Consider the following 22,066-nt stretch of genomic DNA (forward strand, 5'->3'; position numbering starts at 1 on the left):
GACATGAGCAAATCCCCCGACGCCTTTCGCACCATCAGCGAGGTGGCGGAGTGGCTAGAAACCCCCGCCCATGTCCTCCGCTTCTGGGAAAGCAAGTTCACGCAGGTGAAGCCCGTGAAGCGCGCGGGCGGGCGGCGCTATTATCGTCCAGCGGACATGATGCTGCTCGGCGGGATCAAGAAGCTCCTGCACGACGATGGCATGACGATCAAAGGCGTTCAGAAAATGCTGTCTGAACAAGGCATTCGCGCTGTTTCCGGTTTGTCGGCCACCCTGCCCGGCGAAAGCGAAGACGATTGGACGCTGGACGACTCCGCGTACGAGGACGCCGAAGAGACGGGCGCGGAGCAGATCGAGGAAGCGCCGTTCGTCGAGGCGGAAGCGCCTGCGTCAACTGTGGTACCCTTTACGGGCTCCCTTCAAGAGACGCCCTCCGAGGCGGATGCCGCGCCAGAGACCCCGCCGCAACATCCGCTGCCGCCGGAAGACACGGCACCCGCGCCTGAACCCGAGGAGGCGTCTGCAGATATCCCGGAAGCCGATCTGCCCGATCCCGACCGTGTGGAGACCGCCGAGGCGCTCGACAAGATCGCCGCAGAAACGGAAGACGGCGTGCCGGATGAGACGGTGAACCCGGCCCCGACAGACGGCCCCCTCTTCGAGACGCCTTCAGCGCTCGGGGATGGTTTCGTCTCCGAGGAGACGCTCTCCGACACGTCCGATGCACCCGACCCTGCTCCGACCGATATGCCCGCAGACACGCATGTGGCGGAGCGCTCGGAGGAAGATACGCTTCTCGGCGACACGCCGGAATTCCTTGCCAAGCCCTTGGCCGAGCGCGGCGAAAGCGATGCGCCGGCAGTCGAGGACCAACCGACAGAGCCCGCGGAACCCGAAGCCGGCCCCCTCGCCTATATTGGCGCCTTGGGTTCGCTGACCGCGGCAGAGGCCGCGTCCATTGCGCCGCTCGTCGAGAAATTGCGCGCCCTCGGCACCGCTGCCAGATAAAGAAAAATCGCGCCGTAAGGGGTTGCGACGGCGAACAGATAGAGTATGACAGCGCGACAAGTCGGGCTATGGCGCAGCCTGGTAGCGCGTCCGTCTGGGGGACGGAAGGTCGCAGGTTCGAGTCCTGCTAGCCCGACCAGTTTTCACACAAAATCATGCAGTAACGCCGCTTAGGCGTTCCCTTCCTCGGCCTGTCATTGCTAGACAGGACCGAACGCGCGAGGGGACGAGCCGATGACGGGTGTGCTGGCCAGCCAACAGATCGAAGCGATGATCGCGAAAGGTGCGATCACGCCCGGTGCGCCCTTGGCCGAAGGTCAGGTTCAGCCGGCCAGTCTCGATCTGCGTCTCGGACATGAGGCCATCCGCGTGCGCGCCTCGTTTCTCGCGGGGGCGGGCCGCAGCGTCGCAAGCCGCCTCGAGGAATTCGAGATGCACCGCGTCGATCTGTCGGGCGGCGCCGTTCTGGAAAAAGGCTGCGTCTATCTCGTGCCGCTTCTGGAACGACTCGATCTGCCGGACGGCATTGCTGCGATCGCCAATGCCAAAAGCTCGACCGGGCGGCTCGATCTTTTGACCCGCACGATCACCGACGAGGGTATTGAGTTTGACCGCATCGCGCCGGGTTATTCCGGTCCGCTTTACGCAGAGATCTGCCCGCGCTCGTTTTCCGTTCTCGCGCGGACGGGCATGCGGCTGAACCAGATCCGCTTCCGAAACGGACGGTCTGTGCTGGACGATGACGAATTGCGGGCGTTGCACGAAGCGGAAACGCTCGTGAATGGCGGGCCCGCCCTCATTCGCGACGGGCTTGGCTTCTCGGTCGATCTGCGCCCCGGCGAAGACGATGACCTCGTCGGTTACCGGGCGAAGCCGCATACCGGCGTGATCGATCTGGATCGCCTCGGACATTACGATCCGGCGGAATACTGGGAAGAGATCCGCACGCGCGAGGGCCGGATCATTCTCGATCCCGACGCCTTCTATATTCTCGTGAGCCGCGAAGCGGTCCACATCCCCCCTGCCTATGCTGCCGAGATGGCGCCCTATCTTGCGATGGTCGGCGAGTTTCGGGTGCATTATGCCGGTTTCTTCGATCCCGGTTTCGGCCATGCGGGCGCGGGTGGTACAGGATCGCGCGGCGTTCTTGAAGTGCGCTGCCACGAAGCGCCCTTCGTGCTGGAGCATGGGCAGATCGTCGGGCGGCTCGTTTACGAGCGGATGGACGAGGCTCCGGCACAGCTTTACGGCGCGGGAATCGCTTCGAACTACCAGGGCCAGGGCCTCAAGCTATCGAAACATTTCCGAGCTTGAGCGGGAACCGGCGCAGCGCGCTGGCTTGAAACCGCCCATTTTCCGCCGATCTCACCGGGATTGCGGAACGAAAACCCGCATTTGCAGCTTGTCTGTCCATCGCGGCCGCCACGGCCGATTTGCAGAATGGGAGCAAGCAAATGCTGACCAAGACCAAGACACTCTTCGCCGGATCCGCGCTTTGCGCCGTGATGGCTGTGCCCGCATATTCCCAGGTCATCACGTCCGAAGACGCAACGCTCGACCTCATGCTGACGCCTGACAGCACCAGCGATATCGTCGCAACCGTACCTGCGGATACCGAGTTTTCCGTGAATGTGTGCCTCGAAGCGGTCGATTGGTGCCGCGTCGATCTTGCCGGCACGGCGGGCTGGGTGCAGAAAGCCGCGCTCGATGTCGATTTCGACCGGATACCCGTCATGACATATGATTGGGACCGCTCGGAAGTCGTGGCGGTGGTCCGAACCGATGTCGACCCGACTTACGAGACGGTCATCGTCTACGCCGATGCCAATCCTGTGCAGACCGTCACGTTCGCCGAGCCGGTCGCTGTGGGCACGGTCGTGCCGCAGGACGTCACGCTCTACAATGTGCCCGATGCGTCCTACAGCTATGTCACGCTGAACGAACGGGTGGCGGTCGTCGATGTGGATACGCGGGAAATCGTCTACGTCCCGTCCAACTAAACACCCAAGCATGACAGAAAGAGGCCGGGCGCGATCTGCGTCCGGCCCTTTTCTTAGACTTGGTCAGAAGCGGCCAATACGCCGGGCGGCGCGCATCGCCTTTCCGGCCTGACGCGTCTGCTGCTTTGCGCCCTTGGCGCGGCGGCGCTCTTCGGGGGTCATCTCGTCATGCGATTTGCCCTTGCCGAAGGCGCGGTCGATCCCGGCATTCACACCTTTGCCGACCAGCTTACGCATCACCATGCGCATCACCATGTTCATGATCCCGTTCGCGTTCATCGTAGCCTCGTTGCTCTCATGGCATTTTCGTCAAGTTAGCATCGGATTGTGCCATTTTATGGGCCGCTGCGTTTCCACAGGTGAAAATATGCGTGATCGCGCTCAATCCTCGAACAACTCGCTCTGGCCCTCATCGGTCTCTTCCTCTGCATCGGGATCACCCTCGCCAGAACCGGGCATCGTGCCGGGCGGTGGCCGGCTTTCCAGAAGCCCCGCAGAGCGCAGCTCCTTCAGGCCCGGAAGATCGCGCGCGCTTTCGAGGCCGAAATGGTCAAGGAAATCTTGCGTCACCACGAAGGTCACGGGCCGGCCCGGTGTCATGCGGCGGCGGCCGAAGCGAATCCATTCCATCTCGAGAAGCTGATCCACCGTCCCCCGACTGACAGACACGCCGCGGATCTCCTCGATCTCGGCGCGGGTGACCGGCTGATGGTAAGCAATGATCGCAAGCGTCTCGATCGCCGCGCGGCTGAGCTTCTTGGTCTCGACCGTTTCCTTCTGCATCAGGAAGCCGAGATCTGGCGCGGTGCGGATCGCCCAGGCGTCACCCACGCGCACGACGCGAACCCCGCGGCCTTCGTAGCGCTTTTCAAGGTGCACGAGCGCCTCGGCGGCATCGGCCCCGTGCGGCATCCGGTTGTTGAGATCGCGCACCGTCACGGGTTCCGCCGAAGCAAAGAGGATCGCTTCGACCATCCGTTCCTGCTCGCCCATCGGCGGCGCTTCGAAGAGCGTCTCGGCGGGCGCGTCTTCACGGGCCTCAGTCTCGTCGCTCATTCGCGGCCCTCCCTCCGGCGCAGCTCGATCGGGGCAAAGAGTTCGGATTGACGCAGTTCGGCCTTGCCTTCCTTCACGAGCTCCAGCGAGGCCGCGAAAGTCGAGGCCGTCGCCGACCGCATCCGGACCGGATCGCTGTCCCATCCCTCGGGCATGTAGGCAGAGATATCCGTCCAGGTCCCCGCGAACCCGATCATCCCGCGCATCCGCTCGAGCGCCATTTCCATTGTGAAGACGCGGTCTCGATCCATGACGAAGGGGCGGAATTCGTCACGCGTTCGAATGCGCGCATAGGCTTGCATGAGATCGAGAATAGTCGCGGTATACTTGATGCGCCGCACATGCTCCATCTTCTCGGGCACGCCGCGCTTGAAGAAGTCGCGGCCGAGTTGATCGCGCCCCATGAGCCGGGCGGCCACGTCCCGCATCGCCTGGAGTCGTTCAAGTTGAAAGGCCAGATGCTCGGCGAGTTCCTCGCCCGACGGGCCCTCCTCGGTTGGATCGGGCGGCAGGAGCAGACGCGATTTCAGGAAGGCGAGCCACGCGGCCATGACGAGGTAATCCGCGGCAAGCTCGATCCTGAGCTCCTTCGCCTTCTCGACGAACGCGAGGTATTGCCGCGCCAGCGCCAAAACGGAAATGCGCCGCAGGTCGACCTTCTGCGTTCGGGACAATGTGAGAAGCAGATCGAGCGGACCTTCGAACCCGTCCACATCGACGATCAGCGCCTCCGCCTCGAGGCGATCGGCTACGGATATCGGTTGGATGTCGAACTCTGTCTCTTCGGTCATCCCGCGCGCTCAGATGGAAGCGCATCAAGCTTGGCGGAGAGTTCCGCGATGTCAACCTCGCCCGGATCGCGCCGGGCGGTCAGCGCCGCGACCGCGCGCACATGGGATTCGGCGCTCATCTTGCCCACCCGCTCCATCAGCGGCGCCATCTCGTCCATCTCGCCGTTGCAATGCAGGACGCAATCGCAGCCCGCCGCGATGGCTGCCGCGCCGCGTTCCGGCACGGTTCCGGACAGCGCTTCCATCGAGATATCGTCGGTCATCAGGAAGCCGCGGAAACCCAGTTCCTGCCGAATGAGCGCGATCATCCGGTTCGAGATCGTGGCGGGCTGCCGGTCGAAGGCTTCGAAGACAAGGTGCGCGGTCATGCCGAGCGGCAAATCCGCGAAGGCGCGGAACACGGCGAAATCGGCCTGCATCAGATCGTCGGGCGCGGCATCGATCCGCGGCAGGGCGAGATGGCTGTCGAGCTTGGCGAGCCCGTGCCCCGGCATGTGCTTCATCACCGGCAGAACGCCGCCGTCGAAATGCGCCTGCGCCGCCGCGCGGCCCCGCTCGGTCACGGCCCGGACCGATGTGCCGAGGCAGCGATTGTGCAAAACCGAATGTGTCTCATCGCGCGCGATATCGAGGGTCGGCGCGCAATTGCCATCGATGCCGTAGCTTCTGAGTTCGGCAGCGATGATACGATAGCGCAGGTAGAATGCCCGCGCCGCATTGTCCCCGTAGCGGGCCGCAAATTCGAGCGGTGCATCCCAGCTTCGCGCCAGGGGCGGGCGAAGACGCTGCACACGTCCGCCTTCCTGATCGATGAAGATCGGAGCGTCCCGGCCCACCGCGTCGCGCAAGTCCGCCGTCAGCGCGCTGATCTGGTCGGGGTTCTCGAGATTGCGAGAGAAGAGAATGAAGCCGAACGGGTTCGTCTCGGCAAAGAGGCGGCGCTCGCTTGCCCCGAGGGTCGTGCCCCCGGGCGCAAGGATGGCCGCCCCGAACCGGCTCATCGTGCGACGACCGGGATGCAATCGGTGCCTTCGGCGACGAGCGCCGCACAGAACCGCCGTGCATCAGACAGATCGCTGAAGCCATGCGCGCGGAGGCGGTAGAAGGTCTTTCCGCCCGATTGAGCCTTCTGGATCACGCGTGTCTTGGGGCCGAGGTAATCCTCGAACCGGGCGGCGAGCTTGCCCCATTCCGCACGGGCGACCTCTTCGCTGTCGAAGGCGCCAAGCTGGACAAGCCGTGTTCCGGCTTCGATCGCGCCGGCGTCGAGCTCGCGGGCCGCATCGGCCTCGGCGGCCGTGAGCGGCGAAAGCGAGGCGGTCCGTAGACCGTCAGGACGACGCTTAGGCTTCAGCGATTTCGCGACACCGCTCTCACCAGACAGAGCCAGCGCGATGGTCGCGTCGATTGCGGCCTTCTCCATCTCGTCGCCATCCTCGGGGACCGGGGCTTCGGACACGCTTTCGGTCGCGTCACGCGCCTCGTTTTCGGATGCGGCCTCTTGCGGCGCGGGCGCAGAAAGCGGCTCGGCCCCGGCGGTCACCTCTTCGACAAGCGCCGCGAGCGTCAGCTCTTCCGGCGTATCCTCAGAGGCGTTCGGCTTTGCGATGGCAGCGGCGCGCGCGGCGTTCTTGGCCTTCTGCGCTTCCGCCGCGAAGAGCCGGGCCGCGGCCACATCCTCGGCTGTCAGGTAGGCATCTTTCGGAGCGAGCGTCAGTTGCTCGGGCGGCGGCGGTGCCGTGCCCTGCCCTGCAACGTCGTTGACGGCGAGGCCCTGGTGGCTCGCTGCCTGGCCGCCCGGATTCTCCGGCTGCATACGCATCGGACCCTCCTGTGCCTTGACCACCGGGATGCCCGAGACATCCCGCATCACGAGCTTCGTGCCCCAGACGCCGACACCGACAATAAGGGCCAGCGACAAGGCCGCGCCTGTCAGATGTGTGATTTTCGTCAGAGTCCCGAAGGACGCCTCCCCCTCATCGGGGCCGGAGCGATACGTATCCGCCATGCCTGCCTCTCGTTCCAGCGGCGTGTCGCGCTGGTTTCACTGCTCTGCCAGACCGGCGTGGCGCTTGTTTCGTCAGCGCATTTCTTCTGCCGGTTCGACCCCAAGGATACCCAAACCCGATGCCAAGACAACCGCCACCGAACGGGCCAGCGCGATTTTCGACTGGCTTGTTGCGGGATCGCCCTCCTGCAGGAAGCGCAGCTCGGGAACATCGTTGCCCTTGTTCCAGAGCGCGTGCAGCTCGGAGGCCAGTTCATACAGATAAAACGCCACCCGGTGCGGCTCGTGCCCGCGCGCCGCGATCTCGACGAGACGCGGCCATTCGGCGAGCTTCTTCGCAACGGCGAGTTCCGAGGGATGGGTCATGCCCGAAAGATCAGCCTCGGCGAGCGCGGCATCCGAGACGTCGATCCCCGCGGCGTCCGCCTTGCGCAGCACCGACGAGATCCGGGCATGGGCGTATTGCACGTAGAAGACCGGATTGTCCTTGGATTGCTCCAGCACCTTGTCGAAATCGAAATCGAGCGGCGCATCGTTCTTGCGCGTCAGCATCACGAAGCGGGTCACGTCCGGGCCGACCTCGTCGATCACGTCGCGCATGGTGACGAACGTGCCTGCCCGTTTGGACATCTTGAACGGCTCGCCATTCTTGAAGAGCTTCACGAGCTGGGTGAGCTTGATGTCGAGCGGCGTCTTCTCGTCGGACAGCGCCGCAACGGCTGCTTTCATCCGTTTAACGTATCCGCCGTGATCGGCGCCGAAGACGTCGATGAGCTGATCGAAGCCGCGGCTCACCTTGTCGTAGTGATACGCGATATCGGGTGCGAAATAGGTCCAGGCCCCATCCGACTTCATGATCGGCCGGTCGACATCGTCGCCATATTCGGTCGACTTGAAGAGTGTCTGCTCGCGCGGCTCCCAATCCTCGGGCGTCTTGCCTTTCGGCGGCTCGAGAACACCCTTGTAGATTAGGCCCTTGTCGCGCAGATCCTCGATCGCAGCCTCGATCCGGCCGGTGCCATAGAGCGACTTTTCGGAATAGAAGACATCCATCTCGATGCCGAGGCGCTTCAGATCCTCGCGGATGAGATTCAGCATGGCATCCGTGGCAAACTCGCGCACGTCGTCGAGCCAGACTTCTTCGCCGGCATCGACATAGGCGTCGCCGACCTTGTCCCTGAGCGCCTGGCCGACCTCGATCAGGTAATCGCCGGGATAGGTGCCGTCGGCAAACTCCACCTCGTGCCCGTGCGCCTCAAGGTAGCGCAGGTAGACGGACCGGGCGAGCACATCGACCTGCGCGCCGCCGTCATTGATGTAGTATTCCCGCGTCACGGAATAGCCGGCGTAATCGAGAAGCGCCGCCAGCGCATCGCCGAACACAGCGCCCCGCGTATGGCCGACATGGAGCGGCCCGGTCGGGTTTGCCGAGACATACTCGACGTTCACGCTCTGGCCCGCGCCCATACCCGAACGGCCGAAACGCTCTCCAGAGCTCAGAACCGTGCGCGGCATGGCCTGCCAGACGCTGTCGGCAAGACGCATGTTGATGAAGCCCGGACCCGCGACGCTCGCCTCGGCGATCTTCGGATCGGCGGTCAGGTGCGGCACCAGCGCTTCGGCGATGTCGCGCGGCTTTTTCCCCGCGGGCTTTGCGAGAACCATCGCGGCATTCGTCGCCATGTCGCCATGCGCGGGATCGCGCGGCGGCTCGACCGTCACGGGCGCAAGGTTCAGATCCTCCGGCAGCGCGCCTTCGGATTGAAGCGCGGCGATGGCCTGGGTGACAAGGGTTCCGATCTCGGAAAAGAGGTTCATCTCGGCGTGCTCCTGGGCTGCGCCGCTTCCTCTACCATGCGCGGGTGCGGCGTCAATGCGGGCGGGGCTGACGCGAGCCCGTCACCGCACCCGATCATGCCTCCTTGCGCTCCTCCCGCTTGGGCGCCAGCACCAGGATCTGCACATCGTTCTGATCACGCGGCTCGGCCTCGGGACCAAGGAAACGCAGCGAGCCGTCAGGCCCGAAATCCGCCACGATGAACGCCTTGGGGTTCTTCTCGCGCCATTGGCTCAAGGTGAACTCCTTCGACAGTTTCGTTGCGCGGAATTCCCAGCCATCGCGAATGCGGGCATTGGCCTCGAGATAGGTCTCGTTCGGCCCGATGGGCCGTCCGCCAAGGGTCGCGGGCAGAGCGTGACGCGCGGAGCTGTCCTTGGATCTTTTGAGCTGGAAGACCTTCTCCCGCCCGAATTCTGGCCCGAGATCGGTCGTCACGAGCGTATTGTAAGCGTCGTTATCCGTTGCCGCGATGACCTGCTCGTAGCGCACGAGGTCGAGCCGATGCTCGGCGTCTTCGGAAAGAAGATCACCGAAATAGGTCTCGATCTCGGCCTCGCGAGCGGCCCGCAGATGCATGTAGTTCGGATCGACGATGATGACCGGCAAGCCGATGCCCTTGAGCGCACGGGCCAGCGCCACCGACCAGGGCGAGCCGCCGACGATCATGACGCCGGGCCGGTCGGCCGCCGTCAGACCGAGCGCGCGGGCGAGCGGCGACAGCGTGAAGCCGTGCAGGACCACGGTCGCCGCGACAAGCGCGAAGGCCAAAGGCGCCATCTGTGCGCCATCCTCGATACCGATATCCGCAAGCCGCTCCCCGAAAAGGCCCGCGACGGCCACCAGGACGACACCGCGCGGGCCGGTGAGCGCGATCAGCATCCGCTCGGCGCGCGGCACGCCCGAAAACGCAAGCGAGAGCAGCACCGCGGCCGGACGCGCCACGAAGATCACGGCCAGGACAAAGAGAAGCGCCCTGAGATCGAGCGCCATCAGCGTTTCGCGATCCATGTTCGCGGCCAGAAGGATGAAGACGCCCGAGACCAGCATCACCGTCGCCTGCTCCTTGAAGCGGCGCAGCTCGGTGTAGGACGGCAGCTCCACGTTGGCGATGAGAATGCCCATCAGCGTGACCGCCAGAAGCCCCGCCTCGTGCAGCACCCAATCGGACACGCCGAAGACGCCAAGGACCAGCACGAAAAGGACCGGGACTTTCATGTATTCGGGTACCATGCCCCGCCCGAAGGCGCGCGCGGTACCCCATCCCGCCGCAAGACCGAGCAGCGTCGCGACGGCGATGCCGATCACGAGGTCCGCGACGGCCTGCCCCGCCCCGGTCGCAGTCTGCACCACGATGACGATCTCGAAGGCGAGGACGGCGGCCAGCGCGCCCACCGGGTCGTTGACGATCGCTTCCCATTGCAAGAGCGCCGCCGGCCGGCGCCTCAGCCGGGCCTGACGCAGCAAGGGCGCGATCACGGTGGGGCCGGTCACGATCATGATGCCGCCAAAGACCGCCGAGGTCGCCCAGGACAAGCCCGCCACGTAATGCAGCGTCCCCGCCGAGAAGGCCCAGCCGAGCGGCGCGCCGAGCACGACGAGCCGCTTCACCCCGGTCGCGGCATCGCGCAGCCCGGCGAAATGAAGCGTGAGGCCGCCTTCGAAGAGGATGATCGCCACCGCGATCGCGATCATCGGCTGCAGCAGGTTTCCGAAATCACGGGATGGATCGAGAAGGCCGAGGCCAGGCCCCACGACAAGGCCCGCGACAAGCATCAGCACGATCGCGGGCATCCTCAGCCGCCATGCCAGCCATTGCGAGCCGACGCCAAGTGCCCCCACGAGGGCAAATCCCATCACCGGGTCGAGACCCGCCGTTTCCGCAACCGCCATACTCCGCCTCTTAAATACCGCTCGATACCATACCGCTGCAAATGCACGGCAATGGCAAGTGGTTGCGGTGTCAGGTCAAATCTTCCAGCACATGCTCACCCGTGAGGCGTGCATGTTCCTGAAGCGCGAAGCGGTCGGTCATGCCGGCGATGTAATCTGCAACGAGCCGCGCGAGCGCGGTCTCGTCCCGCGCCGCCTCGATATCGCGCTGCCAACGGCGCGGCAGAAGCTGCGGATCGCCGAGATAGATCGGGAACAGCGCATTGACCGCCCGTGTCACCTTTTCGCGCTGGGCCATGACCGATGGCGCGCGGTACATGCGCGAGAAAAGAAAGGCGCGGATCTCTTTCAGATCGCGCCAGAGCGCGGGCGAGAAGGCGATGACCGGATACCCCAAGTCGCGGATCTCTTGCGGGCCACGCGCGCCGCTCGTCTCCAGAAGCTCGCGGGACGTATCGATAAGATCGCCGACCATGTAGCCGAAGACCCGCCGCAAGGCCTCGTGGCGGCGGCGATAGGGATCGAGACCGGGATAGCGGGCATCCACCTCGGCGTAAGCTTGCCTCACAAGAGGCAGCGCCGTGATTTCCTCTTCGGTGAAGAGTCCCGCGCGCAAGCCATCATGCAGATCATGGTTGTTGTACGCGATGTCATCCGAGAGCGCCGCGACCTGCGCCTCGGCGCTGGCATGGGTGTGAAGCTCGAGATCATGCTGGGCATTGTATTCCGAGAGCGCTACCGGGATGTCGCCCGTTACCGGCCCGTTATGCTTGGCGATCCCCTCGAGCGTATCCCAGGTCAGGTTCAGCCCGTCGAACTCCGCGTAGTGGCGTTCGAGCGAGGTCACGATTCGCAGCGTCTGCGCGTTGTGATCGAACCCGCCATAGGGCTGCATCAGTGCATCGAGCGCGTCTTCCCCGGTATGGCCGAAGGGCGTGTGGCCCAGATCATGCGCCAGCGCGACCGCTTCGGTCAGATCGAGGTTCAGCCCAAGCGCGCTCGCGATGGTCCGGGCAACCTGCGCGACCTCGATCGAGTGCGTCAGGCGCGTGCGGTAGAAATCCCCCTCATGCTCCACGAAGACTTGCGTCTTGTGCTTGAGGCGCCGGAATGCGGAGGCATGGATGATGCGGTCTCGGTCGCGTTGGAAACAAGACCGGAAGGCGCTTTCCTCCTCCGGATGGAGCCGTCCGCGCGAGGCGTCAGGCGTCGAGGCGTATGGCGCAGTCATGGCGGCGCTGTCCTTGTCGTCTGTCCCGAGGCCTCATATATTCGGCAATGTCGAAGATTGAAACGGCGTCGAGACGCCAAACTCCCTGATTTGCGAGGAAAACCATGCAGCTGCCCCCGAAAGTGACCGAGCGCGCCTTCGCCCGCCTGGCCGAAATCGGTGCATCGGATCAGGGACAGGCCCTTCGCGTCGCCGTCGAGGGCGGCGGCTGTTCGGGGTTCCAATACGAGATCAAGCTCGATGCCCCCGAGGACGATGACCTCGTGCTGGAAGGTCAGGGCCAGAAAGTCGTGGTCGATCAGGTGTCGCTGCCGTTTCTGGCGGATGCCGTCATAGACTTCTCCGACGAGCTGATCGGCGCGCGTTTCGTGATCGAGAATCCGAACGTTGCCAGTTCCTGCGGCTGCGGCACCAGCTTCTCTATGTAGTCGCGGCCTTCCCGGGCAACATCTCGTCCCGCACGAGCCAGAGGCTCGAGCAGATGACGAGCAGGACGCCAATAACCGTCCCGGCCTCTGGCACTTCGCCGAACGCGACGAAACCAATGGCGACCATCCAGACGAATTGCAGGTTCATCAGGGGCGTCGCGACGTAGGCTGGCAACAATCCGAAGGCCAGCACGATGATCCAGCGCCCGGCGAAGGCGAGGAACGAGTAGAGCAGGATCCAGCCCAAGTCGCTCGCCTGCATCGGCACCCAGACGAGCGGCAGGAAACAAGCCATCGCCACGAAGAGCACGGCGTTCGGGAAGAACACCTGCGCCAGCGAATTTTTCTCGCGTCGGCTGATATAGCGGGCCGAGACCAACGACGCGGTGCCCGACAGCACGGCAATGGCAGCCCAGAGATGGCCTGCCGTGATGCTCGATACTCCGCCGGGGAAGAGGCACAGCATTCCGCCAACGCCGATCAGAAGCGCGGTCCAGGCGGCGGGGCGGACCGTCTCTCCGAGGCCGGGGCCGCTCATCACCGCCGCGATGACGGGCACCATTGCGAGGAACAGGAAGATCTCGGCCATCGGCAGGACACGGAAGGCCTGAAAAAATGCGACCGAGGCGAGAACGGTCAGCAGCGATCTCAGGGCCATCGCCCACCGGCAGGTGGTCGTCACGGCAGTGCGGATCTCGCCCTTGCGCCATTTCTCGACGGCGAGAGACAGGGCCAGCACGATCAGGGCAGAGATCGCGAAGAGCTGCGGCGCCTCGTATCGGCCGGCGATGAACTTGGTGATCCCGTCGCCGCCCGCCATCATCAGCGTGTAGATGACGATCAAGATTGCGCCTGCTGCCGGTCCAGCGAGTGTCATGCGAAAACCTCCACCGATGCGCCAGCGGACTCGCCACGTGCGAAAAGATCGAAAAATCGGCCAAACCGCGTCGGGAGGGCGGCTTCGAGTTTCTCCAGCCGATCTTTCGCATGAAAGCTAAGCGTCTCGGTCAGTCGCCGATGCCGCGACGCCTTCGTTCCGCGCGCATTTGCATCCATCAGGAACAGCACTTCGGAGATTTCGCGGAGCGGCGATACCGCGCCGGAGCGGCGTTTTTCGAAGCGGTTCGGAAGGTGTGGCATCGCGCTGTCAAAGAGCGCCTGGCCGGACAAGGCGGCCTCCCACTGGCACACGAGGTAGTCGTGATAGCTGTCCTGGGCAAAGCGTCCCTGCCCTTCGGAAATATGGAACTCGTGACGCGACACAGTCAAAAACTCAACCCAAGGCTGCGGACAGGCTACACCGGAATATCTTAAAGCGATAGAAACTTCTGCGAGCAGGTCGGAATTGCCCTCGAGATAGGCCACCGCCCCGGCGAAATGCAGACTGTCGATGGCGGCGGCGTCGAGGTTCGGATCGCGGGTTCCGTAGTCGCTGAGATAGAAGGCGATATGGGTCAGCTCATACGCGGCTTTCTTGTTGGGTACGGCGAATGTCTCTGGACGGCGCATGAAGGCGCGCAGACGGTCGTCGAGACCGGCATCCACATCGTCTGCGAAGCGCCGCTGGGACAAAAGCCGCCGCGCCTCGGCGCGTTGCAGATCCGAGAGCTCCGCTTGCGCGAGGCCTGAGCGCGCGGCCATCGCGCAAAGCTCTTCCGCGACCCTGCCGCGCCAGCCCAACGTCTCCATATCGAGGGCGATGGAGAGGATGAACCGATAATATTGGGGAAAGAAGGCGAGCCGTTCAGCCGCATTCTCATAGAACCCGGCAAGAGGTTCGAGCGCCTCCGGCGCAACCTCGCGTCCGGTCACCGCCAAAAGGTTGAGCAACTCCGCGTTCTCTTTCAGCCAGAACACGTCATCGATGGCGCGCCGCGATTGGGCAAAGGCGCCGAGAAGCGCAGGGATGCACGCTTCCCGGCTCCTGGCACGGGGCGCGACGGCGAATTGAACGACATTCGACATGAAAATCTCCTGTGGTTGGCTTCGGATCGCGCCCCGGGCGCTGGTGCTCAGGACCAGGAAATGCACAATCCGGTGCTGTCGCCGTCGCGCGCTTCGCTGGCCTCGGGGCCGGACCAGGAGATGAATGCCCCGGTCGCATCACCGAGCGACGTTTCCGTGCCGGCAGGGCCGGACCAGGAGATGAAAGTCTCGACACCATCGCCGAGCGCCGCATCGTTCCCGGCCGGGCCCGACCAGGAGATGAAGGTCTCAACGCCTTCGCCGGTTATGGCATCGAACTGGGCATCGGTGCGGATTGCTTCACGAGTTTCGATCTTCTTCAGTGCAGACATATTGGCCTCCGTTGGTTGGAACGTGAGGTCATGGTTTCAGCTTTTAATTGATTGAAAAGGCTTTTCTTCAACTCTAGGGTCAGCAATCCGGGCGGACTCGCCTTATCCACATTCATGCCGTCCGGTAAGCGATCGGGTTCGGTGCCCTCATTGGCTTCGTCCCCAACTCCACATTTCTTGTGGACAAGTTCCGCGCAACGGTCGCTAGGGCAGTGATTTGACTAAGATTTGCCGAAACCTGGCCGGCGAATCATCACACCGCCCCGCCAACTGGCCGCTTGCATTGCCCTCGCCCCTGCCCCAGAACGACAGGCGTTCCGGCGGCAAGGAGCGGCAGACGCCATGAAGATCGCGACCTTCAACATCAACGGCATCAAGGCGCGCGCGACGGCGCTTTCGGACTGGCTTTCGGAAGCAGCGCCGGACGTGGCGCTTCTGCAGGAGATCAAGTCGCAGGACGAGGCCTTCCCTCGCGAGATGTTCGAAGATCTCGGCTACAACGTGGAAACTCACGGCCAGAAAAGCTTCAATGGCGTCGCGATCCTCTCGAAACTGCCGCTCGAGGATGTCACGCGGGGTCTGCCCGGAGACGACGAGGACGAACAGGCGCGCTGGATCGAGGCGACCGTGGTCGGCGACAGCCACGCGGTGCGGCTGTGCGGGCTCTACCTGCCGAACGGCAATCCCGCGCCGGGCCCGAAATACGACTACAAGCTTGCGTGGATGGAGCGGCTGCGCGCCCGCGCCGCAGACCTCATCGCGTCCGAAGAGGTCGCGCTCATGGCGGGCGATTACAACATCATCCCAAATGCCGAGGATGCTGCGAAACCCGACAGCTGGCGCGACGATGCACTGTTCATGCCGGAAAGCCGAGCGGCCTATCGCCGTATCCTGAACCTCGGCTTCACCGAGGCGTTCCGCACGCAGCACCCCGCGCCGGGACAATATTCATTCTGGGACTACCAGGCGGGCGCCTGGCAGAAGAACAACGGTATCCGTATCGACCACGTCCTCTTGACGCCGCAATGTGCGGATCTGTTGCAAGCCAGCGGGATCGACAAGGACGTGCGCGACCGCGAGAAACCCTCCGATCATGTGCCGGTCTGGGTCGAGCTTGCCGCCTGAGGCTGCTTGCACGGGCCGCCGCACCCTCTTACATCTGAACGCATAACGAAGACGGAGCCCCACGCGATGGCAATGCAGGCCCACGAGATCGAGGCGCTGATCCGCGCCGAATTCCCGGATGCGAAGATCACGATCACCGACCTGGCCGGAGACGGCAATCACTATGCCGCCGAGGTCATCGACGAGAGTTTTCGTGGCAAGAACCGCGTCCAGCAACAGCGTGCGGTCTATTCCGCGCTGAAGGGCAAGATGGACGGCGCGCAGGGCGAGTTGCACGCACTCGCGCTGACGACCAAGACACCCGACTGACGAACGTGTCGGGCACGGGAAGCTTCATTGCCAATACCTGGCCGATCCTGGGCGCGCTCGCCCTTGTCGGCCTCATCACCTACGGAGCGCTCAGGCCTTACATCAAGGCTGAACGGAAACGCCGCGAAGAAACGGAGAGCAAGGATGACTGACGCAAAGACCCAGATCGACGAAACGGTCAAATCGAACGACGTCGTGCTCTACATGAAGGGCACGAAATCCATGCCGCAATGCGGCTTCTCGAGCCGCGTCGCAGGGGTTCTGAATTATATGGGCGTCGAATATGCCGACGTAAATGTCCTCGCCGACGAGAACATTCGCCAGGGCATCAAGGATTATTCCGACTGGCCGACGATTCCGCAGCTTTACGTAAAGGGAGAGTTCGTGGGTGGCTGCGACATCATCACCGAGATGACCCTGTCGGGCGAGCTCGACCAGCTGTTCGAGCAGAACGGCGTCTCCTACGACAAGGACGCCGCTGCGAAAATCCGCGAAGCCAACGGCTAAGAGCGTACGTGGCCGCGCGCTTCAGGCGCGCGCCTTTTCCTCAACCTCGTCGGCGACGGCTTCCGCACGCGCGGCAAGCTCGGCCATCGTCTCCATCACGCCCTCGGGCATGACCGCGACCTCGACGCGTTCCGGCTCGGGGGCAGGCTTGGAGGCGTCCGCCTTGATCCGGCCTTCAAGCTCGGCAACGCGCGCTTCGGCCGCAGCCAGCTTGTCCTCAAGCCCGGCGGTCTTGTCCGCCAGCATCAGCCCCGCCATCAGAAGCATCCGGTTCTCCGGCAAACGACCGATCTGGGAGATCAGCGTCTGCGCTTCGGCGTCGAGCATTTCGGCCGCGGTGACGAGATATTGTTCCTCGCCTTCCTGGCAGGCGACGGCGAAGTTGCGCGTGCCAATGGTGATGTCGAGTTCGGGCATCAGGTGGCCTCCTGCTCTGTCGTGGCGCGCGCTTCGGCTTCTGCAAGCAACGGCGTGAGCGCACCCAGAACCGCGCGGCTTTCGGCGGCATCGGCGGCGCGCGCGGCGCGCAGGGATTCAAGCTCGGCCAGCATGGCCTTGTTGATGAGATGCGGCTCTCCGACATTCTCTTCGAGGGCGCGGCGCATCTCCTCGTTGGTTGCGGTCAGCATGTCGTTGGCGTGCCGCAGCCGCTGCAAATCGCTGTCGAGGCCAGCCAGCGCGGCACGGGCCTCTTCCGCCTCGGCACGCAGCTTGGCGACCTCGCTGTCCTGCTTCTCGCGGATCGCCCGCACCCGCTCTTCAAGCTGGGCATTTGCGATGCGTTCATCCTCGAGCGCGGCCTGAAGCGCGGTCAGCTCCTCGCTGGCGGCCGCTTCCGGCGCCGCTGACACCTCGCCATCCCCAGCCGCGCCGAGACCTTCGACGCCCCTGGCGATCCGGTCGAGTGCGGAGGCGATACGCCGCTCCAGCTCTGCAATGTCGTTCATCCGATCTGCCCTCTGCCCGTCTGCATCATTGCCGCGCCACGCCGAATCGTGGCCGAAGCGCGGATTGCAAGGAAGTTAGCAAGACGAAAAGGAAAGTGCGCGTCTTTATATGTCAAGGTCTTGGCTCCCGTGCTTGATCTTGTGCGAGGCGCTGAGTAGACGCGACGCAGACCCTTTGCCATCAAGGATACCAGACCCGTGGATATCGACGCGCTCAAGGCGAAACACCCCGATCACTGGCGCCGCGCGACGGCGATCCGAGCCCTGGCACTGGATGCCGTGGCCCAAGCCAATTCCGGCCATTCGGGCATGCCGATCGGCATGGCAGATGTCGCGACCGTGCTGTGGAGCCGCCATCTGAAATACGATGCGGCGCATCCTGACTGGGCTGACCGGGACCGCTTCATCCTGTCCGCAGGGCATGGCTCGATGCTGCTCTACTCCCTCCTCTATCTTGCTGGCGATCCCGAAATTACGCTCGAGGAGATCCGCAACTTCCGCCAGCTCGGCGCGCGCACGGCGGGCCATCCCGAGAACTTCCTCGCCCGCGGCATCGAGACGACGACCGGTCCGCTTGGCCAGGGGCTTGCGATGTCGGTCGGTTTCGCCATCGCCGAGGAATCCCTGCGGGCCCGCTTCAGCGAGAAGCTGGTCGACCACAAAACCTACGTGATCGCCGGCGACGGCTGCCTGATGGAAGGCGTAAGCCAAGAGGCGATTGCGCTCGCCGGTCGCCAGAAGCTCAGCAATCTCATCGTTTTCTGGGACAACAACAACATTACCATCGATGGCGAGGTCTCCATCGCCGATGCGACCGACCAGCCGACGCGCTTCGCCGCCTCGGGCTGGCACGTGCAGGAAATTGACGGGCATGATCCCGAGGCCATCGACGCGGCCATCTCAGCCGCCAAGGCGGACGACCGTCCGTCGATGATAGCGTGCAAGACGCATATCGCGCTCGGCCACGCGGCGCAGGATACATCCAAGGGTCATGGCGCGCTGACCGACGACGATCAGAACCGGACGGCGAAATCCGGCTGGGGCTGGGAAGGCGCGCCTTTCGAGATTCCCGAAGAGATCAAGTCCTGGTGGGAAGAGGCCGGTCGCCGGGGCGCTCCGGACCGCGAAGCCTGGGAAGCACGCGCGGCGAAGCTGTCCGACGCCAAGCGTCGCGAATTCGAGCGCACGCTCTCGGGCGAGGCCCCGAAGAAGCTGTCGGCCACGATCAAGGCGCTGAAAAAGCAGCTGGTCGAGAGCAAGCCCAAGGTCGCGACCCGCAAGAGCTCGGAGATGGTGCTCGAGGTGGTGAACCCGATCTGCCCCGAGACGCTGGGCGGTTCCGCCGACCTTACCGGCTCGAACAACACCAAGACGTCCGATCTCGGCGTCTTCGATATCGAGAATCGCGCGGGGCGCTATGTCTATTACGGCATCCGCGAACACGGCATGGCGGCGGCGATGAACGGCATGGCGCTGCATGGCGGCATCCGTCCCTATGGCGGGACGTTCTTCTGCTTCACCGATTACGCCCGGCCCGCCATGCGCCTCGCGGCGCTGCAGCAGATCCCGACGGTCTTCGTGATGACGCACGATTCCATCGGGCTCGGTGAGGATGGCCCGACGCACCAGCCGGTCGAGCATCTCGCGATCTGCCGTGCGACTCCGAACACCCTCACCTTCCGCCCTGCCGATACGACAGAAGCGGCGGAGGCGTGGGAGCTGGCGCTGACGCAGACCTCGCGTCCCTCGGTCATGGTCCTGTCGCGTCAAGGCGTGCCTGCCGTCCGTCACGAGATGAAGGCCAAGAACCTCGTCAGCCAAGGGGCCTACGTTCTCGCCGAGGCGGAGGGCAAGCGCCAGGCGATCCTTCTGGCCACAGGCACCGAAGTGTCCGTCGCGCTGGCAGCCCGCGAGGCGCTGCAAGCCGAAGGGATCGGCACGCGCGTCGTCTCCATGCCGTCCTGGGAGCTTTTCGCCGAGCAGGACGAAGCTTATCGCAAGCGCGTCCTTCCCGGCGGGCCGGTTCGCGTTGCCGTCGAAGCGGGGGTCGGCCTCGGCTGGGATCGCTGGCTCGTCGGCGAGCGCGGGCGCGAGAAGAAGGCCGGTTTCGTCGGCATGTCGGGCTTCGGCGCATCGGCCCCTGCCGAGGAGCTCTACGCGCATTTCGGCATCACTGCCGAGGCTGTCGCGGAAAAGGTCAAATCGCTGCTCTGAGTTGCCCCTATCGTGACGTCGCAAGCGCCCCGCCCGATCCGGCGGGGCGTTTTGCATTTCAGCGGCACGGCAAGGACGCGAATTTGACGAAGGGGTGATGCAACCGTTCGGGCCTATCTCGCGTATCCTGTGGGAGAACTATCAAGGAGCTCTCCATGATCTACCAGACACGCAGCACACTCATCGCCACGGCCCTAGGCGGACTGGTCGCCGTGCCCGCCTGCGCGCAGACCTTCGAGCGCGCTGAGCGAAACGCCGATTTCGAGCCGGCCTTCGAGGAACAATTCCGGGCCGAGCTGGTCGACAGCGGCGTCGAGCTGTCCACCGAAACGGTCGCGAGCGGCCTGGTCCACCCCTGGGGCATCGCGATCCTTCCGGGCGAGGACGGCTACATCGTGACCGAACGGCCCGGCCAGCTACGCCACGTGTCCGAGGACGGCACGATCTCGGAGCCGATCAGCGGCGTGCCAGAGGTCATGAACGAGCGCCAGGGCGGGCTTCTCGACGTGAAGCTCGCGCCCGATTTCGCAGAGAACCGCCGCATCTACATGACCTATGCCAAGCCTCTGCGTGGTGGGCGGAACGCCACGGCAGCAGCCTTCGGAACGCTGTCGGAGGACATGAGCGCGCTCGAGGACGTGAACGAGTTCTTCGTCCAGGAGCCCGGATCCTATTCGCCGATGCATTTCGGCAGCCGTGTGGTCTTCGACGAAGACGGGCATGTCTTTGTCACCACAGGCGAGCACTTCGGAGAGGACGAGCGCGTCTTCGCGCAGGACCTCGACAAGACCTACGGCAAGACGGTGCGCTTCAATCTCGATGGCACGATCCCGGACGACAATCCTTTCGTCGATAACGGTGATGCGATCCCTTCGATCTGGTCCTACGGGCACCGGAACGTGCAAGGTGCGCTCGTGATGGACGGCACGCTCTGGGCGATCGAACATGGCCCCGCGGGCGGTGACGAGCTCAACGTGATCGAAGCCGGCGCGAATTACGGCTGGCCGGTCGTCAGCTACGGCCAGAACTACGATGGCACGCCCGTAGGCTCCGGCGAGCCGCGCCAAGAGGGCATGGAAGAACCTGTCTACTTCTGGGACCCGGTGATCGCGCCCGGCGACATGATCGCCTATGACGGCGAGATGTTCGGCGACTGGCAGGGCGATCTGCTGATCGGCTCGCTGAACCCCGGCGGCATCGCGCGCCTGTCGCTATCGGATGGACGGGTTCAGGAAGAGGAACGGATCCTGATGGATCTCGGCCGCGTCCGGGACGTGACGGTCGACGAGGACGGCTCGATCCTGGCAATCACCGATTTCGAGAACGGCGAGATCATCAGGATCACCCCGGCCGGCTCCAGCTGATACGGGCCCAATGAGAATGAAGGCCGGCGCTTTAGGGCGCCGGCCTTTTCATGTCAGGCGGTTTTCTTTTCGGAGCCGAGTGTCGCGCGCCAGATCGGCGCGATGAAGCGTGTCCCGATCGGGATGAGGGCGAGACCAAGCGCCAGGCCGAGGACGCCGTCGCAGGCCGCCGTGACGATCCATTCGCCCGCGCCGCGCAGGTTTTCGGGCAAGCCGCCCGCCACTGCCACGGCGATCGAGTGGATCATGTCTTCGGGCGCGTGCCAGCCCATCTGCGCCAGCCCATGGACGATGATCGACCCGCCGACCCAAAGCATCGCGGCCGTCCCGACGATGGAGAGGGTCTTCATCAGATACGGCATGGCCTTTACGATGCCACGGCCAAACCCGCGCGTTGCGGCGAGCCGGCCGGCCTGGCTCAGCCAGAGGCCGATATCGTCCATCTTCACGATAAGCGCGACGGAGCCATAGACCGCGACGGTGATCATCACGGCGACCGTCGCAAGCGTCGCGGCCTCCATCCAGAAGCTCGATGTCGGGATCGCGGCAAGCGCGATGGTCATGATTTCGGCCGACAGGATGAAATCGGTCTTGATCGCGCCTTCGACCTTTTTCTCCTCGAGGCGCATCGGATCTTCGATGTCGTGCGATCCGTCCGGTCCGCCCGAATGATCGTCATGGGGCAGGATCACATGCGCGATCTTCTCGGCCCCTTCGAAGCAGAGATAGGCCCCGCCCAGCATCAGAAGCGGCGGGATCATCCAGGGCGCGAAGGCCGAGAGAGCGAGGCCCGCAGGCAGCAGGAAGACCAGCTTGTTGAAGATCGAGCCCCGCGCGATCTTCCAGATGATCGGCAATTCCCGCGCCGGCTCGAAACCTTGCACGTACTTGGGTGTTACCGCCGCATCGTCGATAACAGCGCCGGCGGCCTTGGAGCCGGCCTTGGCCGCCTGCCCCGCGATATCGTCAACCGAAGCCGCTGCGACCTTGGCGATACCGGCCACGTCGTCGAGAAGCGCAAGCAAACCGCTCATGAAGATCCCCTTGAAAC

General features: G+C 64.2%; 24 protein-coding genes and 1 tRNA gene. 11 read left to right on the forward strand and 14 right to left on the reverse strand.

Going from position 1 to position 22,066, the window contains the following annotated elements; genetic code table 11:
- Nucleotides 1-3: 3 nt before the first annotated feature.
- The 4 genes from FIU91_RS19675 to FIU91_RS09585 all read left to right on the forward strand — a co-directional run bounded on the left by FIU91_RS19675 (nucleotide 4) and on the right by FIU91_RS09585 (nucleotide 3,008).
- Entirely contained in the window at nucleotides 4-1,008 is a 1,005-nt protein-coding gene (locus FIU91_RS19675; RefSeq protein WP_254701938.1) for a MerR family transcriptional regulator, read from the forward strand.
- A 62-nt stretch (nucleotides 1,009-1,070) separates the two neighbouring features.
- Nucleotides 1,071-1,147: transfer RNA gene (locus FIU91_RS09575), tRNA-Pro, on the forward strand.
- 95 nt (nucleotides 1,148-1,242) lie between these two features.
- Nucleotides 1,243-2,322: a 2'-deoxycytidine 5'-triphosphate deaminase gene (locus FIU91_RS09580; protein WP_152462280.1), complete on the forward strand. Its 1,080-nt coding sequence runs from the start codon at nucleotides 1,243-1,245 to the stop codon at nucleotides 2,320-2,322.
- 140 nt (nucleotides 2,323-2,462) lie between these two features.
- Nucleotides 2,463-3,008: a DUF1236 domain-containing protein gene (locus tag FIU91_RS09585; RefSeq protein WP_152462281.1), complete on the forward strand. Its 546-nt coding sequence runs from the start codon at nucleotides 2,463-2,465 to the stop codon at nucleotides 3,006-3,008.
- Nucleotides 3,009-3,071: 63 nt separating this feature from the next.
- On the opposite strand, the gene FIU91_RS09590 is transcribed toward FIU91_RS09585, so the two are convergent.
- The 8 genes from FIU91_RS09590 to FIU91_RS09625 form a co-directional block, all read right to left on the reverse strand.
- Complete coding sequence (locus FIU91_RS09590) at nucleotides 3,072-3,287, reverse strand: hypothetical protein (RefSeq protein WP_093013060.1); 216 nt, start codon at nucleotides 3,285-3,287, stop codon at nucleotides 3,072-3,074.
- A gap of 102 nt (nucleotides 3,288-3,389) precedes the next feature.
- The gene (gene scpB / locus FIU91_RS09595) at nucleotides 3,390-4,064 is read right to left on the reverse strand and encodes an SMC-Scp complex subunit ScpB (RefSeq protein WP_152462282.1); all 675 of its coding nucleotides are present in this window, start codon (nucleotides 4,062-4,064) and stop codon (nucleotides 3,390-3,392) included.
- On the reverse strand, nucleotides 4,061-4,855 hold the full coding sequence (locus FIU91_RS09600; RefSeq protein WP_152462283.1) for a ScpA family protein: 795 nt from the start codon (nucleotides 4,853-4,855) through the stop codon (nucleotides 4,061-4,063). Before FIU91_RS09600 ends, scpB begins: the two co-directional genes overlap by 4 nt.
- Complete coding sequence (locus FIU91_RS09605) at nucleotides 4,852-5,856, reverse strand: glycoside hydrolase family 3 N-terminal domain-containing protein (RefSeq protein ID WP_152462284.1); 1,005 nt, start codon at nucleotides 5,854-5,856, stop codon at nucleotides 4,852-4,854. The genes FIU91_RS09600 and FIU91_RS09605 overlap by 4 nt, the downstream gene beginning before the upstream one ends.
- Nucleotides 5,853-6,863, reverse strand: a complete 1,011-nt coding sequence (locus tag FIU91_RS09610; RefSeq protein WP_152462285.1) for an SPOR domain-containing protein — start codon at nucleotides 6,861-6,863, stop codon at nucleotides 5,853-5,855. The genes FIU91_RS09605 and FIU91_RS09610 overlap by 4 nt, the downstream gene beginning before the upstream one ends.
- Nucleotides 6,864-6,935: 72 nt before the next feature.
- Complete coding sequence (argS, locus tag FIU91_RS09615) at nucleotides 6,936-8,681, reverse strand: arginine--tRNA ligase (RefSeq protein ID WP_152462286.1); 1,746 nt, start codon at nucleotides 8,679-8,681, stop codon at nucleotides 6,936-6,938.
- A 94-nt stretch (nucleotides 8,682-8,775) separates the two neighbouring features.
- Entirely contained in the window at nucleotides 8,776-10,593 is a 1,818-nt protein-coding gene (locus tag FIU91_RS09620; protein WP_152462287.1) for a sodium:proton antiporter, read from the reverse strand.
- Between the two features lie 70 nt (nucleotides 10,594-10,663).
- Nucleotides 10,664-11,824: a deoxyguanosinetriphosphate triphosphohydrolase gene (locus tag FIU91_RS09625; RefSeq protein ID WP_152462288.1), complete on the reverse strand. Its 1,161-nt coding sequence runs from the start codon at nucleotides 11,822-11,824 to the stop codon at nucleotides 10,664-10,666.
- Nucleotides 11,825-11,928: 104 nt separating this feature from the next.
- On the opposite strand from FIU91_RS09625, the gene FIU91_RS09630 reads away from it, so the two are divergent.
- The gene (locus tag FIU91_RS09630) at nucleotides 11,929-12,252 is read left to right on the forward strand and encodes an iron-sulfur cluster assembly accessory protein (RefSeq protein ID WP_093013085.1); all 324 of its coding nucleotides are present in this window, start codon (nucleotides 11,929-11,931) and stop codon (nucleotides 12,250-12,252) included.
- On the opposite strand, the gene FIU91_RS09635 is transcribed toward FIU91_RS09630, so the two are convergent.
- The 3 genes from FIU91_RS09635 to FIU91_RS09645 are packed head-to-tail and all read right to left on the reverse strand — an operon-like array spanning nucleotide 12,245 to nucleotide 14,549.
- Nucleotides 12,245-13,129 carry a DMT family transporter gene (locus FIU91_RS09635; protein ID WP_152462289.1) on the reverse strand — a complete coding sequence of 295 codons (885 nt, stop codon included), beginning with the start codon at nucleotides 13,127-13,129 and terminating at the stop codon, nucleotides 12,245-12,247. The genes FIU91_RS09630 and FIU91_RS09635 overlap by 8 nt on opposite strands.
- A complete protein-coding gene (locus FIU91_RS09640) occupies nucleotides 13,126-14,217 on the reverse strand; it encodes a hypothetical protein (protein ID WP_152462290.1) in 1,092 nt (363 codons plus the stop codon). The genes FIU91_RS09635 and FIU91_RS09640 overlap by 4 nt, the downstream gene beginning before the upstream one ends.
- A 47-nt stretch (nucleotides 14,218-14,264) precedes the next feature.
- The gene (locus tag FIU91_RS09645; protein ID WP_152462291.1) at nucleotides 14,265-14,549 is read right to left on the reverse strand and encodes a DUF6749 family protein; all 285 of its coding nucleotides are present in this window, start codon (nucleotides 14,547-14,549) and stop codon (nucleotides 14,265-14,267) included.
- A 342-nt stretch (nucleotides 14,550-14,891) separates the two neighbouring features.
- Between FIU91_RS09645 and xth the strand changes: the two genes are divergently transcribed.
- The 4 genes from xth (at nucleotide 14,892) to grxD (ending at nucleotide 16,490) form a co-directional block, all read left to right on the forward strand.
- Nucleotides 14,892-15,674: an exodeoxyribonuclease III gene (gene xth / locus FIU91_RS09650; protein WP_093013097.1), complete on the forward strand. Its 783-nt coding sequence runs from the start codon at nucleotides 14,892-14,894 to the stop codon at nucleotides 15,672-15,674.
- Between the two features lie 66 nt (nucleotides 15,675-15,740).
- The gene (locus FIU91_RS09655) at nucleotides 15,741-15,983 is read left to right on the forward strand and encodes a BolA/IbaG family iron-sulfur metabolism protein (RefSeq protein WP_093013100.1); all 243 of its coding nucleotides are present in this window, start codon (nucleotides 15,741-15,743) and stop codon (nucleotides 15,981-15,983) included.
- 5 nt (nucleotides 15,984-15,988) lie between these two features.
- Nucleotides 15,989-16,135, forward strand: a complete 147-nt coding sequence (locus FIU91_RS19415; RefSeq protein ID WP_172974980.1) for a hypothetical protein — start codon at nucleotides 15,989-15,991, stop codon at nucleotides 16,133-16,135.
- Nucleotides 16,128-16,490 carry a Grx4 family monothiol glutaredoxin gene (gene grxD, locus FIU91_RS09660; protein ID WP_152462292.1) on the forward strand — a complete coding sequence of 121 codons (363 nt, stop codon included), beginning with the start codon at nucleotides 16,128-16,130 and terminating at the stop codon, nucleotides 16,488-16,490. Before FIU91_RS19415 ends, grxD begins: the two co-directional genes overlap by 8 nt.
- A gap of 21 nt (nucleotides 16,491-16,511) precedes the next feature.
- Here grxD and FIU91_RS09665 read toward each other — a convergent pair whose 3' ends face one another.
- Nucleotides 16,512-16,907, reverse strand: coding sequence for a cell division protein ZapA (locus FIU91_RS09665; protein WP_093013105.1), 396 nt, complete (start codon nucleotides 16,905-16,907; stop codon nucleotides 16,512-16,514).
- Nucleotides 16,907-17,437, reverse strand: coding sequence for a hypothetical protein (locus tag FIU91_RS09670; protein ID WP_152462293.1), 531 nt, complete (start codon nucleotides 17,435-17,437; stop codon nucleotides 16,907-16,909). The genes FIU91_RS09665 and FIU91_RS09670 overlap by 1 nt, the downstream gene beginning before the upstream one ends.
- Before the next feature lie 198 nt (nucleotides 17,438-17,635).
- Between FIU91_RS09670 and tkt the strand changes: the two genes are divergently transcribed.
- Both tkt and FIU91_RS09680 read left to right on the forward strand, forming a co-directional pair.
- Nucleotides 17,636-19,651: a transketolase gene (tkt, locus tag FIU91_RS09675; protein ID WP_152462294.1), complete on the forward strand. Its 2,016-nt coding sequence runs from the start codon at nucleotides 17,636-17,638 to the stop codon at nucleotides 19,649-19,651.
- Between the two features lie 155 nt (nucleotides 19,652-19,806).
- Nucleotides 19,807-21,015 carry a PQQ-dependent sugar dehydrogenase gene (locus FIU91_RS09680; RefSeq protein WP_152462295.1) on the forward strand — a complete coding sequence of 403 codons (1,209 nt, stop codon included), beginning with the start codon at nucleotides 19,807-19,809 and terminating at the stop codon, nucleotides 21,013-21,015.
- A gap of 53 nt (nucleotides 21,016-21,068) precedes the next feature.
- On the opposite strand, the gene FIU91_RS09685 is transcribed toward FIU91_RS09680, so the two are convergent.
- Nucleotides 21,069-22,049 carry a DUF808 domain-containing protein gene (locus FIU91_RS09685; protein WP_152462296.1) on the reverse strand — a complete coding sequence of 327 codons (981 nt, stop codon included), beginning with the start codon at nucleotides 22,047-22,049 and terminating at the stop codon, nucleotides 21,069-21,071.
- Nucleotides 22,050-22,066 lie beyond the last annotated feature (17 nt).

The sequence above is a fragment of the Roseivivax sp. THAF30 genome, from assembly GCF_009363575.1.
In the GTDB taxonomy this organism is placed as follows: domain Bacteria; phylum Pseudomonadota; class Alphaproteobacteria; order Rhodobacterales; family Rhodobacteraceae; genus Roseivivax; species Roseivivax halotolerans.

What these genes read in the sequence shown, in the direction of transcription:
- FIU91_RS19675 (WP_254701938.1), top strand. Translation starts at nt 4, where the DNA reads ATGAGCAAATCCCCCGACGCCTTTCGCACCATCAGCGAGGTGGCGGAG.
- FIU91_RS09580 (WP_152462280.1), top strand. Translation starts at nt 1,243, where the DNA reads ATGACGGGTGTGCTGGCCAGCCAACAGATCGAAGCGATGATCGCGAAA.
- FIU91_RS09585 (WP_152462281.1), top strand. Translation starts at nt 2,463, where the DNA reads ATGCTGACCAAGACCAAGACACTCTTCGCCGGATCCGCGCTTTGCGCC.
- FIU91_RS09590 (WP_093013060.1), bottom strand. Translation starts at nt 3,287, where the DNA reads ATGAACGCGAACGGGATCATGAACATGGTGATGCGCATGGTGATGCGT.
- scpB (WP_152462282.1), bottom strand. Translation starts at nt 4,064, where the DNA reads ATGAGCGACGAGACTGAGGCCCGTGAAGACGCGCCCGCCGAGACGCTC.
- FIU91_RS09600 (WP_152462283.1), bottom strand. Translation starts at nt 4,855, where the DNA reads ATGACCGAAGAGACAGAGTTCGACATCCAACCGATATCCGTAGCCGAT.
- FIU91_RS09605 (WP_152462284.1), bottom strand. Translation starts at nt 5,856, where the DNA reads ATGAGCCGGTTCGGGGCGGCCATCCTTGCGCCCGGGGGCACGACCCTC.
- FIU91_RS09610 (WP_152462285.1), bottom strand. Translation starts at nt 6,863, where the DNA reads ATGGCGGATACGTATCGCTCCGGCCCCGATGAGGGGGAGGCGTCCTTC.
- argS (WP_152462286.1), bottom strand. Translation starts at nt 8,681, where the DNA reads ATGAACCTCTTTTCCGAGATCGGAACCCTTGTCACCCAGGCCATCGCC.
- FIU91_RS09620 (WP_152462287.1), bottom strand. Translation starts at nt 10,593, where the DNA reads ATGGCGGTTGCGGAAACGGCGGGTCTCGACCCGGTGATGGGATTTGCC.
- FIU91_RS09625 (WP_152462288.1), bottom strand. Translation starts at nt 11,824, where the DNA reads ATGACTGCGCCATACGCCTCGACGCCTGACGCCTCGCGCGGACGGCTC.
- FIU91_RS09630 (WP_093013085.1), top strand. Translation starts at nt 11,929, where the DNA reads ATGCAGCTGCCCCCGAAAGTGACCGAGCGCGCCTTCGCCCGCCTGGCC.
- FIU91_RS09635 (WP_152462289.1), bottom strand. Translation starts at nt 13,129, where the DNA reads ATGACACTCGCTGGACCGGCAGCAGGCGCAATCTTGATCGTCATCTAC.
- FIU91_RS09640 (WP_152462290.1), bottom strand. Translation starts at nt 14,217, where the DNA reads ATGTCGAATGTCGTTCAATTCGCCGTCGCGCCCCGTGCCAGGAGCCGG.
- FIU91_RS09645 (WP_152462291.1), bottom strand. Translation starts at nt 14,549, where the DNA reads ATGTCTGCACTGAAGAAGATCGAAACTCGTGAAGCAATCCGCACCGAT.
- xth (WP_093013097.1), top strand. Translation starts at nt 14,892, where the DNA reads ATGAAGATCGCGACCTTCAACATCAACGGCATCAAGGCGCGCGCGACG.
- FIU91_RS09655 (WP_093013100.1), top strand. Translation starts at nt 15,741, where the DNA reads ATGGCAATGCAGGCCCACGAGATCGAGGCGCTGATCCGCGCCGAATTC.
- grxD (WP_152462292.1), top strand. Translation starts at nt 16,128, where the DNA reads ATGACTGACGCAAAGACCCAGATCGACGAAACGGTCAAATCGAACGAC.
- FIU91_RS09665 (WP_093013105.1), bottom strand. Translation starts at nt 16,907, where the DNA reads ATGCCCGAACTCGACATCACCATTGGCACGCGCAACTTCGCCGTCGCC.
- FIU91_RS09670 (WP_152462293.1), bottom strand. Translation starts at nt 17,437, where the DNA reads ATGAACGACATTGCAGAGCTGGAGCGGCGTATCGCCTCCGCACTCGAC.
- FIU91_RS09680 (WP_152462295.1), top strand. Translation starts at nt 19,807, where the DNA reads ATGATCTACCAGACACGCAGCACACTCATCGCCACGGCCCTAGGCGGA.
- FIU91_RS09685 (WP_152462296.1), bottom strand. Translation starts at nt 22,049, where the DNA reads ATGAGCGGTTTGCTTGCGCTTCTCGACGACGTGGCCGGTATCGCCAAG.